13 protein-coding genes are annotated in these 12777 nt (G+C 33.9%); 7 read left to right on the top strand and 6 right to left on the bottom strand.

What is annotated here, in order from left to right; all coding sequences use genetic code 11:
* Nucleotides 1-84: 84 nt before the first annotated feature.
* From ACH6CY_RS15065 to ACH6CY_RS15055, 3 genes are all read right to left on the bottom strand, one after another.
* Nucleotides 85-447, bottom strand: a complete 363-nt coding sequence (locus tag ACH6CY_RS15065) for a YtxH domain-containing protein (RefSeq protein ID WP_374068140.1) — start codon at nucleotides 445-447, stop codon at nucleotides 85-87.
* Between the two features lie 188 nt (nucleotides 448-635).
* Entirely contained in the window at nucleotides 636-1154 is a 519-nt protein-coding gene (locus tag ACH6CY_RS15060) for a tryptophan transporter (RefSeq protein ID WP_374068139.1), read from the bottom strand.
* 145 nt (nucleotides 1155-1299) lie between these two features.
* Nucleotides 1300-1731: an HIT family protein gene (locus ACH6CY_RS15055; protein ID WP_374068138.1), complete on the bottom strand. Its 432-nt coding sequence runs from the start codon at nucleotides 1729-1731 to the stop codon at nucleotides 1300-1302.
* 457 nt (nucleotides 1732-2188) lie between these two features.
* Here ACH6CY_RS15055 and ACH6CY_RS15050 point away from each other — a divergent pair, with 457 nt between their 5' ends.
* Both ACH6CY_RS15050 and ACH6CY_RS15045 read left to right on the top strand, forming a co-directional pair.
* On the top strand, nucleotides 2189-2935 hold the full coding sequence (locus ACH6CY_RS15050) for an ABC transporter ATP-binding protein (protein ID WP_374068137.1): 747 nt from the start codon (nucleotides 2189-2191) through the stop codon (nucleotides 2933-2935).
* Nucleotides 2928-4136: an ABC transporter permease gene (locus ACH6CY_RS15045; RefSeq protein WP_374068136.1), complete on the top strand. Its 1209-nt coding sequence runs from the start codon at nucleotides 2928-2930 to the stop codon at nucleotides 4134-4136. The genes ACH6CY_RS15050 and ACH6CY_RS15045 overlap by 8 nt, the downstream gene beginning before the upstream one ends.
* Before the next feature lie 50 nt (nucleotides 4137-4186).
* Here ACH6CY_RS15045 and ACH6CY_RS15040 read toward each other — a convergent pair whose 3' ends face one another.
* Nucleotides 4187-5350, bottom strand: coding sequence for a M20 metallopeptidase family protein (locus ACH6CY_RS15040; protein ID WP_374068135.1), 1164 nt, complete (start codon nucleotides 5348-5350; stop codon nucleotides 4187-4189).
* A gap of 96 nt (nucleotides 5351-5446) precedes the next feature.
* Complete coding sequence (locus ACH6CY_RS15035) at nucleotides 5447-5911, bottom strand: ferritin-like domain-containing protein (RefSeq protein WP_374068134.1); 465 nt, start codon at nucleotides 5909-5911, stop codon at nucleotides 5447-5449.
* Between the two features lie 169 nt (nucleotides 5912-6080).
* Here ACH6CY_RS15035 and ACH6CY_RS15030 point away from each other — a divergent pair, with 169 nt between their 5' ends.
* The 4 genes from ACH6CY_RS15030 (at nucleotide 6081) to ACH6CY_RS15015 (ending at nucleotide 9586) form a co-directional block, all read left to right on the top strand.
* Complete coding sequence (locus ACH6CY_RS15030) at nucleotides 6081-6704, top strand: phosphatase PAP2 family protein (RefSeq protein ID WP_374068133.1); 624 nt, start codon at nucleotides 6081-6083, stop codon at nucleotides 6702-6704.
* 418 nt (nucleotides 6705-7122) lie between these two features.
* The gene (gene liaF, locus ACH6CY_RS15025; protein WP_374068132.1) at nucleotides 7123-7890 is read left to right on the top strand and encodes a cell wall-active antibiotics response protein LiaF; all 768 of its coding nucleotides are present in this window, start codon (nucleotides 7123-7125) and stop codon (nucleotides 7888-7890) included.
* Nucleotides 7891-7905: 15 nt separating this feature from the next.
* Entirely contained in the window at nucleotides 7906-8967 is a 1062-nt protein-coding gene (locus ACH6CY_RS15020) for a sensor histidine kinase (RefSeq protein ID WP_374068131.1), read from the top strand.
* Nucleotides 8960-9586: a response regulator gene (locus ACH6CY_RS15015; RefSeq protein WP_374068130.1), complete on the top strand. Its 627-nt coding sequence runs from the start codon at nucleotides 8960-8962 to the stop codon at nucleotides 9584-9586. Before ACH6CY_RS15020 ends, ACH6CY_RS15015 begins: the two co-directional genes overlap by 8 nt.
* A gap of 226 nt (nucleotides 9587-9812) precedes the next feature.
* On the opposite strand, the gene ACH6CY_RS15010 is transcribed toward ACH6CY_RS15015, so the two are convergent.
* Nucleotides 9813-10316, bottom strand: a complete 504-nt coding sequence (locus ACH6CY_RS15010; protein ID WP_374068129.1) for an antibiotic biosynthesis monooxygenase family protein — start codon at nucleotides 10314-10316, stop codon at nucleotides 9813-9815.
* Between the two features lie 215 nt (nucleotides 10317-10531).
* On the opposite strand from ACH6CY_RS15010, the gene ACH6CY_RS15005 reads away from it, so the two are divergent.
* On the top strand, nucleotides 10532-12700 hold the full coding sequence (locus ACH6CY_RS15005; protein ID WP_374068128.1) for a transglycosylase domain-containing protein: 2169 nt from the start codon (nucleotides 10532-10534) through the stop codon (nucleotides 12698-12700).
* The last annotated feature ends 77 nt before the right edge of the window (nucleotides 12701-12777 follow it).

Genomic DNA, 12777 nt, shown 5'->3' with positions numbered 1-12777 from the left:
TTAGCTACTTTAGGACGCGAACATAAAATAATTCAGTTGACTATTCTGACTCACCAACGTGATTTGACGTAGAACCGCTTTTTCTTATGCTCTGGTACTTGCTTGTTCTTCTAGTTCTTTTAACCGTTCTTCAATTTGTTCTAAATAGTTTTTAATATTTTTTTGATGCGGCTCGATTGTGCTCTTCCAACTTTCAATAGAGCTCTTTACATCAACTGATAATTCTTTTATTAATGATACGCCTTCTTTTGATGTGTTTGCAATTTGTTCAGTTAATAGCTTACCTTCATCTTTAATTTTGTCTAAGGAGCGAACAATAGTTTCCCCACGTGATTTAACATTATAACGTAATTCTTTACCAGATTGTGGTGTGCTAAGCAAGGTAGCGGCTGCACTAACTACTCCTCCAGCTAAAAAACCAAGTAATAAAGATTTTCCATTTGCCATTCCTTACACTCCTTTCTTTTATATTATACTATTTTCTCTTCTTTCATGCTCGTCAAACATAGGATTAATAACTATTTTATGAAATATTATCTTGTAGCTAAAAGTTTTTTAAAAAAAGAGCACTTAAACTAGAATTAAGGTGAATAAAAAAGAGGCTGTACTGTGGTAGCCCCTTTTTTTTATTCGTTTTACGCTGCTGAAACCCGTGAACGTTTCATGATGGCTTGTAGGATTGGGTATAAAATAACGGTAAATATAATGTTGAAAAGCATTGCTGGTAAAACTACGCCAACAAACATAGCTGAAAATGATCCAGGAAGTAGACCGACAACGTATAATGCGATTACTAAAAATATTGATCCACTTATAGCTGTTCCTATTGCTACTAAAATAGGTGCTTTTATTTTTTCATTCAGTGCTTTAGGGATGATAAATATTAAACCAAAAAAAATTAATGCTGTTAGTGGTTTATCTACTAGATTTGAAATTTGACCACCTGGCGCAGTGGTTGTTAAAGCTGAAATAATACCAGTTGAAAAAGCTAAAAGTAACACATATTCAAATTTAGGAAAAAGTAAAATTCCTACGAACATCATGGGCAGCATAATGTCAGGCTTCATACCGAATAAAATAGGTGGTGCAATAATATGAAGTACAGCCCCAATCCCAATAAATAAAGCTAATAAAACTAAAATCTTTGTCTTCATCTCTGTCTCTCCTCTACTAACTAACTGATTTCTTCCATTCGTGCACTAATTGCCGAATGCGAAGTGGTTATATTATAACAGATAATAAATAAAAACAATAGTCAAAAAACAATTGTTGCAGTGTCTTCGTTTTATAAGGCACTTGTTATTTATTTATCTGTTCATTAATGTTTTGTGCAATGGATTGTAGTGCTTCCTGTGTATAATCATCGGCGTGTGTTTCCCATATAGGCCTAAATCCATCTGTTTTTCCGTAACGAGGAATGAGATGTAGATGTAAATGGAAAACAGATTGTCCAGCTGCTTCACCGGTATTACTTAGTACATTAATTCCCTCGGGGCGAAAAGCATCTTTAATAGCGTTAGCAATCTTCGGTACACGTGCAAATAAATTACTAGCTGCTTGTTCAGGTATCTCGTAAATATTCTTTACGTGTGTTTTAGGAATTATTAACGTATGACCTTTTGTTACTTGACTAATATCTAAAAAAGCAAACACATCATCATCTTCATAAACTTTTGCTGAAGGAATATCCCCATTTATAATTTTACAAAAAATGCAATCTTCATGTGCCACTATTAGATCACTCCTATTTCTTTTTCTCTATTTTAGCATTTTGAAAACAATTAGTAAAAAAACAAGTGGGTAAGTCTATCGAAGCAATATCTAACAAAGATACTGTTTTCAGACTACCCACTTGCTAAAGGAGAGAATAGGATATATATTGTTTGCAGAATCAGGGGAATGATTCATCAACGTTTTATGGCTAGACTAGTAAATACCGTTTGTCAACACCTCATGTCTTCAGTCGGTTTATCCTTTATATAAAAAGGTTAGTACAAGCATAAACTGTCTTTCACAAACACCTCATTTCGAGAGCTAACACACAATCATATGTGGTTAAAAGCTTTATCCTAACTCCTTCAGTCCTAGTGTAAGCATCTTTTAAAAAAATATTCAATATTTTTTTGGATTTATAAAAAAGAAAATGGTAAAATCTGAGTAGAAGTATTTTAGAGCGGAGGAATGAGTAATGGATGCATTATTACATATTGATCAATTAGAGGGTGGATATACGCACAAAAATGTGTTGCACGGAATTTCATTCGATGTATATCCGAATGAAATTGTCGGCTTGATTGGTTTAAATGGAGCTGGAAAAAGCACGACAATTAAACATATTATTGGATTGATGCATCCCAAGAAAGGTGAAATTAAAATTAATCAGAAATTGTTTCAAGAATCACCAGAATCTTATCGCAAACAGTTTGCTTATATTCCTGAAATGCCATTATTATACGATGAATTGACACTGTATGAACATTTACGTTTAACTGCGATGGCATATCAAATAGATGAGGCTACATTCGAGTCGAGATTGCCCCGGTTATTAAAAGCATTCCGCTTAGAAAAGCAACTTAAATGGTTTCCGATTCACTTTTCAAAAGGAATGAAGCAAAAAGTAATGATTATGTGTGCTTTTTTAGTAGAGCCACCATTATACATTGTTGATGAACCATTCGTTGGCTTAGACCCGCTTGGTATTCAATCGTATCTAGAATGGATGGAAGAGCAGAAAAAACGTGGAGCAGGAGTGCTTATGTCCACACATATATTAGCTACTGCTGAACGTTATTGTGATCGATTTGTTATTTTACATGATGGGAATATTAAAGCATACGGAACATTAAATGATTTACGACAAGAATTCGTCATGCCATTTGCTACTTTAGATGATATTTATATCCAGTTGACAAAGGAAGCCGACCACCATGTTTAATGCACATAACTTATTTATGGAACGCTTTCGAGCTTTTGTAAAAGATACAAGCCGTTATTTGCAGTATGTTTTTAATGGACATACTGCAATCGCAATACTTTTTTTGATATCTGCTACTGCTTATTATTATCAACAGTTTTTGAGTGATTTACCATCAAATTTCCCAAGTATATGGGTAATTGCTTTCTTTTTTAGCTTAGTGATTACATATAGCCCTGTTCATACATTATTAAAAAAAGCAGATGTAATGTTCCTGTTGCCAGCTGAACAAAAAATGAGGCGTTACTTTTTTAATACGCTTATTTTGAGTTATTTTATGCAATTGTATTTAGTCGTGCTTACTTTAGCTGTTTTTGCACCGTTGTATCAAGCGAGTTTTGGAACATATAGTGGCTATTTTTTCTATGCTGTTGTGTTGTTATTATTAAAAGCTTGGAACCTAATGGCTAACTGGTGGATACTCAAAATACGTAATAAAAATAGTCGTCGGTTCGATTACATGTGTCGGTTCGCTTTGCAATTTGCTTTATTTTACTTCTTTATAAATGATTCACCTGTGTTTGCTGGAGTGACGACAATTTTGTTATTTATAATTTTTTTATATGCTTATTATTTGTCATCTCAACAAAAAGCAATAGCTTGGGATGTTTTAGTTGAAAAAGATCGTACACGAATGAGAAGTTTTTACCGCTTGGTTAATATGTTTACAGATGTCCCTCATCTAAAGGCAGTGGTTAAGAAAAGACATTGGCTCGTTAATTTGTTAACGAAGTCACTATCTTTTGATACAAAAAATACATATGATTTTTTATATCGTATGACATTAGTTCGTAGTGGGGATTATTTAGGTATGTACGTACGTTTGGTTTTAATTGGAATGATCGCAATTTATTACATACCACAACAAGCGATTTCAGTTATAATTGGTATATTATTTCTTTATCTAGTTGGGATTCAACTAATGACGATATGGCATCACCATCGTACGATTTTGTGGATTGACATATATCCAATTTCCATCACGATTCGTCAACAAGCTGTTTTGAAATTACTTCAGCTGCTATTATTCATACAAACTTTACTATACAGTGGTGTATTTTTTATTCAACACAACCTATTTGGTGGACTAATAATGGTAGCTAGTGGTGTACTATCTACTGTATTTTGGTTACATGGTTATGTGAAAAAGAAATTGGCGTAAGAAATGTAATATAACAAAAATAAACCGGGGCATGCAGTATGCCTCGGTTTTTATTGATAACTTTTGATTATTTCAACAAACGTTTTGGCAGCTAATAACATAGCACGCTCGTCAATATCAAATGCTGGGTGATGGTGTGGTTGAAAGTTCCCTTCTTGTTGGGCACCAACAAAGAAAAATGCCCCTGGTTTTTCTAACAAATAATAAGAGAAATCTTCTCCTGTCATGGATGGTTCAACGAATATAGCTTTTTTTACGCCATCTACTTTACTTGCAGCATCAATGACAAGCTTAGCTTCTTTTGGGTGATTAACCACAGGTGGATAGCCTTTTTCATATTCAAATGAGTAAGAAGCATCATATCCAAGACAGGTACCTTCGATAATATCTTCCATTTCATGTATGATCTGCATTTGAATAGTCGGGTCAAACGTACGAACTGTACCAGTAATGCTTGCTGTATCAGCGATAATGTTAAAGGAATTTCCTGCATGGAAGGTTCCGATTGATAACACAGCAGTACTTAATGGATCAATTCTTCTACTAATAATCTGTTGTAAATTAGCAACTACTTGAGATCCAATGACGATAGCATCTTTTGTTTGATGAGGAATGGCACCATGACCACCCTTTCCTCTAATGGTAATTGAAAATTTATCTGCACCAGCCATAAATTCTTTTTCGGCAGTTTCTATCACACCATACGGAGTATTTGTCCATAGATGTGCCCCGAATATTAAATCTACCTCTTTCAACACACCACTGTTAATGATAGGTTTTGCGCCACCAGGAGTTAACTCTTCTGCATGCTGATGAATAAAGATAATTGTACCTGCTAAATTAGGTTGTACTTGCTTTAACGCTTTCGCAGTAGCCAATAATGTAGCTGTATGTCCATCATGTCCACAAGCGTGCATGACACCATTTACTTTTGATTTGTAAGGCACCTTTTTTTCATCTTGAATGGGTAACGCATCAAAATCTGCTCGTAAAGCAATTGTTTTACCAGGTTTTCCACCTTTCAATGTTGCAACGACACCATTTCCGCCAACATTCTCTTGATAAGGTAGGTCTAGTTTTTTATATGTATTTGCTATATATTCTGCGGTCTTTTTTTCTTGAAAGGATAATTCAGGATGTTGATGCAAATGTCTGCGCACTTGAACTATCTCATCAAATGACTGGTCTAACATTGCATTGACTTGTTCCCACATGAGTATTACTTCCTCCTAATAACTATTTTCAACAGTATAACACATTATAAAAAAACGTGACCAACTCTTGTGAAGAGGGGGTCACGTTCTTGTATTCTATTTAGAGAATGAAGTATCTCGTAACAAACGTATCGCTTCTTCTTTATGTCCAGTTTCGTCGTCAATCATATCGTCTAGGTGATTTGCTAATTCAGTTAATCCTAATTTCTCTGCTTGTTCTTTACGTTCTTGGTAACGTTTAATTGTAGCTTCTTCAGCTTTTAAAGTATCTTCTAACATATCTTTTGGATCTGTATATTGATTGACTTTTACTGGAGTAGTTGTAGGTGTACCGCCAAGAATTTTAATTTTGTTTGATAGATACAATGCATGTCCCATCTCATCAGCAATTTCAGCTTCGAAAAATGGTTTTAATAAAGGGCGGTATAACCCTTCTAAAACAGATGCATTATAAGTATACATAATTGATGCTGCATATTCATTAGCTAAATCTTCATTTAGACCATCAATTAATTTTTCAAGTTCATCATTATTTTTCATATGACTTACATTGTTTTCCATAAAAAACATCCTTTTTCTTGTCAATGTATTTATTTATACAATTCCCGATTTAGATTCATATAAACATGTAATTGAGTATTTGTAGCTTGAATATATTTGCAGTATAATCATTTTCATTTACAATGGAGAAAGAAAGGTTGAACAGGTAATGATGTTTAGAAGCAATCGAATGACGATATCTTTTTATATTGTAATGATATTTTTAGTAATAATTACTTTAAAAGTCATTATGGGTGTTAAACCAATTGTTGATCAATGGTCTAGTTCATATGTGGAAGAGTGGAACGGAACAGTCGTGTTTCAGATATTTCGTTGGATTACCGAACTTGGATCTGGTTCGTTTATCACTCCGTTTGTCCTTGTTTTTGTTATGATATATTATTGGCTGTTTAGAAAGATTGGTTCGGGACTATGGATCGTAATTGGAGCATTATTAGGATATCGCTTCAATCATTGGATTAAAATCCTTGTACAACGTGAACGACCTAGCATTTTTGAAGCCGCCGAGGGTGTTGGATATAGTTTTCCGTCGGGGCATGCAATGGGTGCGATGATTACCTATGGGTTAATTGTATATTTTTTGAGTAAAGAGATAAAAAAATGGCATATACGATTAAGTATACAAATAATTGGTGCCTCTCTTATTTTTTTGATCGGTTTAAGTCGATATGTAATTCATGTACATTATTTATCTGATGTCCTTGCAGGGTTTGGCTATGGCTATTTATTTTTGATGCTATGGATTTCTTTTTTTCACTATCTATCGAAAAAATACAAAAAAGAGCAGCGATAATTGTCTTATAACTTTTCATCAATATCTGTAGTTGATATAAAATGCATTAAGATATATCTTTTACTCGAAAACGGTAACAACACCCTGATATAATTGCTAAAATGAGGTAGATAAACATTGTGAAAATACCATGTTTCTTTTTTTAGTATAGTATTCATATTATACGCTATGAAAAAATTTGCTATAATTGGTCATCAAATTCTTCTTTACAAGCTTCTCTCTTTTTAGCTTTGAAAATGCACTATAAACAAAACTCAGTCTTAAGTCTGATATAAAACCAATCTGTTGATTGTATTCGATCAACAGATTGGTTTTATATACTTATAATCAAAGTAGTGTATAAACAATCGTTTTGCTACAATGTAAAAGACTAGAGGAATATTTATTTTTAAAAAATCAAATGAGGATGACAAAATAAATGAAAAAAAATTTCTTTCGGAATATCGTAGCACTCTTTATTATTTTTCTAGGAACAAGTTTAATTTTATCCAATGTTGGCCTTGTTGACTGGGGTTTTTCGGAAGCTTGGCACTTTATCTATCCGATATTTTTTGTTTTGTTAGGATTGAAGTGGTGTTTTGATGCAATAAGAGGTAAAGGTGGTTGGGTTTCAGGATCCTTTTTAGTTGTGTTCGGTAGTTTATTAGTTGCGGATCGTTTGAATTATATTACCTTTACCTTCTGGGATATTTATAAATTATGGCCATTGTTAATCATATATATTGGATTTATCTTTTTAATTCCACGTGATAAGCGAAATAGTAAATTCAAAATTATTTTTGATTCAGATGACTTTCCCAATAGTGAAACAATGTATGGAAAACATAAGAAATTTGTCATAGGTGACCATACATTTAATACACCGAATTGGAAAGTAGAACCAATGGAATTGTGGAATGCTGTTGGAGACTACCATATTGATTTTACGAAAGCATTTATTCCTGATAAACACATTCCAATTCGAATTCATGGCTGGGCTGGCGATATTCAAATTTTAATGCCTGAAAATATCGCGTTTGCTGTGAAAGCTGAAGTGAAAGCCGGGGAAATCAGTGTGTTTGAGCAACAAGCTGAAGGGATACAACGTAGTTTAATGTATCAAAGTAATGACTATGGTCAAGCAACAAGAAAATTAACACTAGATTTGAAGCTGAAAGCAGGTTCTATTCGAATAGATAAAGTTTAGAAAGGAAGCGGTAATTTGATACAGAGGTTAAGTTCTATTCGTTATACGTATATACGTTCACACTTATATATACTATTTTTAACAATGATCACACTGCTTGCTTTCCTATTAGCACTTTATATTTTATTTTCGCCTCCATGGTTAACAGGCGTAAGTATATTTGTGTTCCTTATATCGTATTTTATTATAGCAGTTGTTTTTTCCATTTATATTGGATTTAAGGCCAGTGGGAAGTTAAAGACAAGGATTGATTACTTATCTGTTTTAATAGCACAATTATCTAGAGGGAATTATACGACGAAAAACTATGAGAATGGTCATGATGAGGTCGATCGTATTGGGGAAGAGTTAAATGAATTAGGGAAAAAAATGCAAGGGCAAGTTAAATCTTTGCAACGATTAGCAGATGAAAAAGCAGAGTATGCAAAAACAGCGCATAAAGCAGCGACAATAGAAGAAAGACAGAGATTAGCAAGAGATCTTCATGATGCAGTAAGCCAGCAATTGTTTGCTTTAACAATGATGTCTCAAGCTACGATTCGACTCATAGAAAGAAATCCAAAAAAAGCAACAATGCAAATGAAAGAAATAGCAACGACTGCTTTGCAAGCACAAACAGAAATGCGCGCACTATTATTACATTTACGTCCAGTGCGATTATCCGGTGATTCTTTACCAGTTGGTATTAAACAGCTTGTGCAAGAATTAGAACAGAAGTCTTGTATTGACTTTAAAATGAATATAGATAATTTCACACGTTTATCGGAAACAACAGAAGAGCATGTGTTTCGAATTGTACAAGAATCATTGTCCAATACATTGAGGCATGCAGAAGCGACAGAAGTTTTAATAGAGATTAAAGTACATAAAAATGAACTTTTTATACATATTGCTGATAATGGAAAAGGATTTGATCCGACTTCTCAACAAAAAATTGCATCTTATGGCTTGAAAACAATGAAAGAACGTAGCGAAGAGATAGGGGGTACCTTTGCAATTCGATCAAAAGATAGTGAGGGTACACATATCGATATCCGAATTCCGTTGCAAGTGAGAAAGGATGAATTCAATGATTAGGGTAGTAGTAGTTGATGATCATGAAGTGGTAAGAAAAGGAGTGATCACATATTTAGAAACAGAAGATAAGTTGGAAATTGTTGGCGAAGCATCAAGTGGTGAGATGGGTGTACAAGTAGTATTAAATAAAAAGCCTGATGTAGTATTAATGGATTTAATAATGGAAAATGGGAATGGTATTGATGCAACGAAAGAAATTATCGCAAACCTCCCAAACTGTAAAATTATAATTCTAACAAGCTATTATGATGACCAACAAGTTTTTCCTGCTTTAAAGGCAGGTGCTTTTAGCTATCTTTTGAAAACTTCTTCTGCTGAAGAGATAAGCGAGGCAATACAGAAGGCATATCAAGGAGATACGGTAATAGAGCCCAAGGTTGCTAATAAAATGATGAATCGTTTCCGCGCGCAGCAGAGTAAACCTCATGAAGAGCTTACAGATCGGGAATTAGAAGTTCTAATGTGTATAGGAGAAGGGTTAACAAACCAAGAAATTGGCGAGAAACTATTTATAGGGATAAAAACTGTAAAAACTCATGTCAGTAATATTTTAAGTAAACTTGATGTGAAAGATCGGACACAAGCAGCCGTATATGCTCACCGTAATGGGCTATTTTAAACCTTAGCAATCGAATTTAATTATTTTTCCGGGTTTAGGACATAATTAAATAATGAGAAGTAGCAGGTGAATTTTAATTCTAATATTTTGAATTATTGTTCGCCTTTTTATTTAAAGTGAATTTTCCACAATGGTGTTTATTCTAGTATAATTAAAGAATCGTTCGTATTTTAAGTTAACAAATGATACTTTGACCCAGATTAATTAAAAGTATGTTCATAATTGTTTACTCATTTTGTTCTATTTCTAAGGCTTCCCAATCCACCATGCTATATGTTGTTGTAAATGCGTTTCCAGCACGGAAATTGGTGGTGACATGCTCATTACTTAAATTTGAAGTTTCCCATTCTCGAAAAGATTGTTCATCCTTCCATTGCATACAAACAATGTACGTATTTCCATGCGTCGGCTTTAATATGCGATAAGCATATAATTCTTTATGTGTATGTAACATGTCGATTTTTTTCTTCCATTCGTCTTCAAAAATAGGTTTCCCGTCGTCTGTTAACGGAATGTGACGCATAGATATAAAACCATGTTCTTGTAATTCACCGATCGATAAAAATACATCATATACACGCGCTTGATGAAACAGCGAGATTTCCTGCTTCACTTCATAGTACGCAAGAGACGTATAAACATTATGCATGATAAATAAATCTACATTAGGATGCTGCTTGGAAATATGATCAAGATACTTTAATGTTCCATTTGTCATATAAGCTTTCACACCATCTCTCCTCATCGATACCTTCTCTTACCATCTTACCAATATTTATATAAATGAACCATGTTTATTAAATTTTCAATCTGTTTTTACTTTATCAATGATAAAAACTATCGTATAATATTCCGTTGATAGACGGAATTTGTCGATTATTGTTATAAAATAAAATATTAAGAATAGGCTTTATATCAAGTTATGCATTGTAAAAGGGGAATAAGATGAAATCAATTAAAAAAATACGTGAATATGTTTGGTATCCTTGGATGAAATGGATCGGTATAGTGTTCAGTACAATCCTTTTATTGAGCATTGTCGGCTTTATGTTCATTATATTTGGTGGTGGATTAATTGTTAATGAAGAAGATTTGGTTTTACCAGCCACTACGATAGTTGAAACAGGGGATGGAGAATTAGTAGGAGAATTATATAAAGAAAACCGGGAACTAGTTAAAATTGATCAAATACCTAAACATGTAAAAGAAGCTTTTATAGCAGTAGAGGATGAACGTTTTTATAATCATGCGGGTGTTGATTTTAAATCTGTTATTCGAGCAGTGTACAAAGATATTGTGGCCATGGAAAAAGTAGAAGGAGCTAGTACGATTACACAACAATTGGCGAAAAACTTATTTTTAGATAATGATAAAACATGGATGCGAAAAACAAAAGAAGTGATGGCTTCACTCTATCTTGAGCGGCATTTTAGTAAAGATAAATTATTAGAACTATATATAAATGAAGTGTATTTTGCGCATGGAATCTATGGGGTTGGTACAGCAGCATCTTATTATTTTGATAAGCCCATTGAAGAATTAACGATTGAAGAAGGTGCATTACTCGCAGGGTTAGTTAAAGCGCCTAATCATTATTCACCATATATCGATATAGAACAAGCAAAAGTGCGTAGAAATATTGTTCTATCACAAATGGAAAAGGCGGGTATGCTAGAAACAGAAGAGATGCTTTCTTTACAAGGAAAAACGGTGGATGTCGTGCAACAAAATAATCAAAATAAACCATGGTTAGATGATTACTTCGATGTAGTTATTAAAGAAGCTGCATCAACTTATCAATTATCAACCGAAGAGTTAAAACGTGGTGGTTATCAAATAACTGTTTATATGAATGACCATGCACAGCAAATCGCTTATCAAGAATTACAAAAAGATACGTATTTTGAAGGAGAAAAGTCTAATGTAGAAGCTTCTTTTGTCATGCTTAATCAATCGTCAGGCCAATTGGAAGCGGTGATAGGGGGAAGAAATTTTAAAATTGGTGATCACAACCGAGCTTTTATTCCACGTCAACCTGGTTCTGTTATGAAGCCTTTATCTGTCTATGGACCTGCGCTGATGACTGATTATGGACCATATTCTTTATTAGAAGATCAGGCACAATTATATGATGATTATCAGGTAAAGAACGCTGATGGTGTATATGCTGGAAACATTTCAATGTATGAAGCTGTAGAACAATCAAAAAATGCAGCAGCTGTTTGGTTGCTTGATCAAATTGGTATCACCCATAGCAAAACATTTTTAGAAAAGATGAATATTAAATTACCCGATAATGGATTAGCTATTGCTTTAGGTGGACTAGAAAACGGACTAACACCAATTCAGATTGCTGAAGCGTATCGTACGTTTGGACATAATGGTGAATGGATTCAAGCACACACGATTGCTACGATACGTGATCGTAATGGAGAAATGATTAAAAAAGTAAAACCCGACACATCTGAAGTTTTTTCAAAACAAGCTGCATGGAGTATGTTACGTATGTTGGAAAATGTAGTGACGAATGGTACAGCATCTTCTGGTGATTATCAAAAGGCACTTGCAGGGAAAACAGGTACAACCCAACATCCACAAGTAGAGGGCAAAGTAAAAGACGCGTGGTTTGCAGGAATTACACCAGAGTATACTACTGCGCTTTGGATGGGATATGATCAAAGCGATGTATCACATTATTTAACTAAAGGAAGTAGAGCCGCCACTATAGCAACAAAAAAGATACTGCAACGCATTGATCAACAGCAAACGTTAAAAAGTTCTTTTGATATGCCGTCAGGAGTTGACGATGTGGATCAACCGATATTTTTACCAACGATTAATGATTTAAGTGTTTCATATAAATTAGGAGGTTGGCCGCTTGTGCAAGGAAAATTAACATGGACAGCAAGTGAAGATGAGCGTGTCATCTACCATGTCTATCAAGTGAGAGACAATGGAAGTAAGCGAATCGGTCAAGTGCAAGGAAAAGGGCAATTCACTTTAATTGATGTATCGTTATTTCAGTCATCAAACTATTATGTGATACCGTATAATCATTTGACGAAGCAACAAGGTGAAACCTCAAACCAAATTACTTTATCACTTCGTAATTAATTACCTGAATTATTCATAGAAATTCCTTAATGACTTAAAAATGCTTATCTGCCAAGCTATCTAGCTAAGTTGGTCGT

The sequence above is a fragment of the Paraliobacillus sp. JSM ZJ581 genome, from assembly GCF_044383835.1.
In the GTDB taxonomy this organism is placed as follows: domain Bacteria; phylum Bacillota; class Bacilli; order Bacillales; family Amphibacillaceae; genus Paraliobacillus.
The sequence above is the reverse complement of the archived record's forward strand: the minus strand, read 5'-3'. Positions and strand labels throughout refer to the sequence as shown.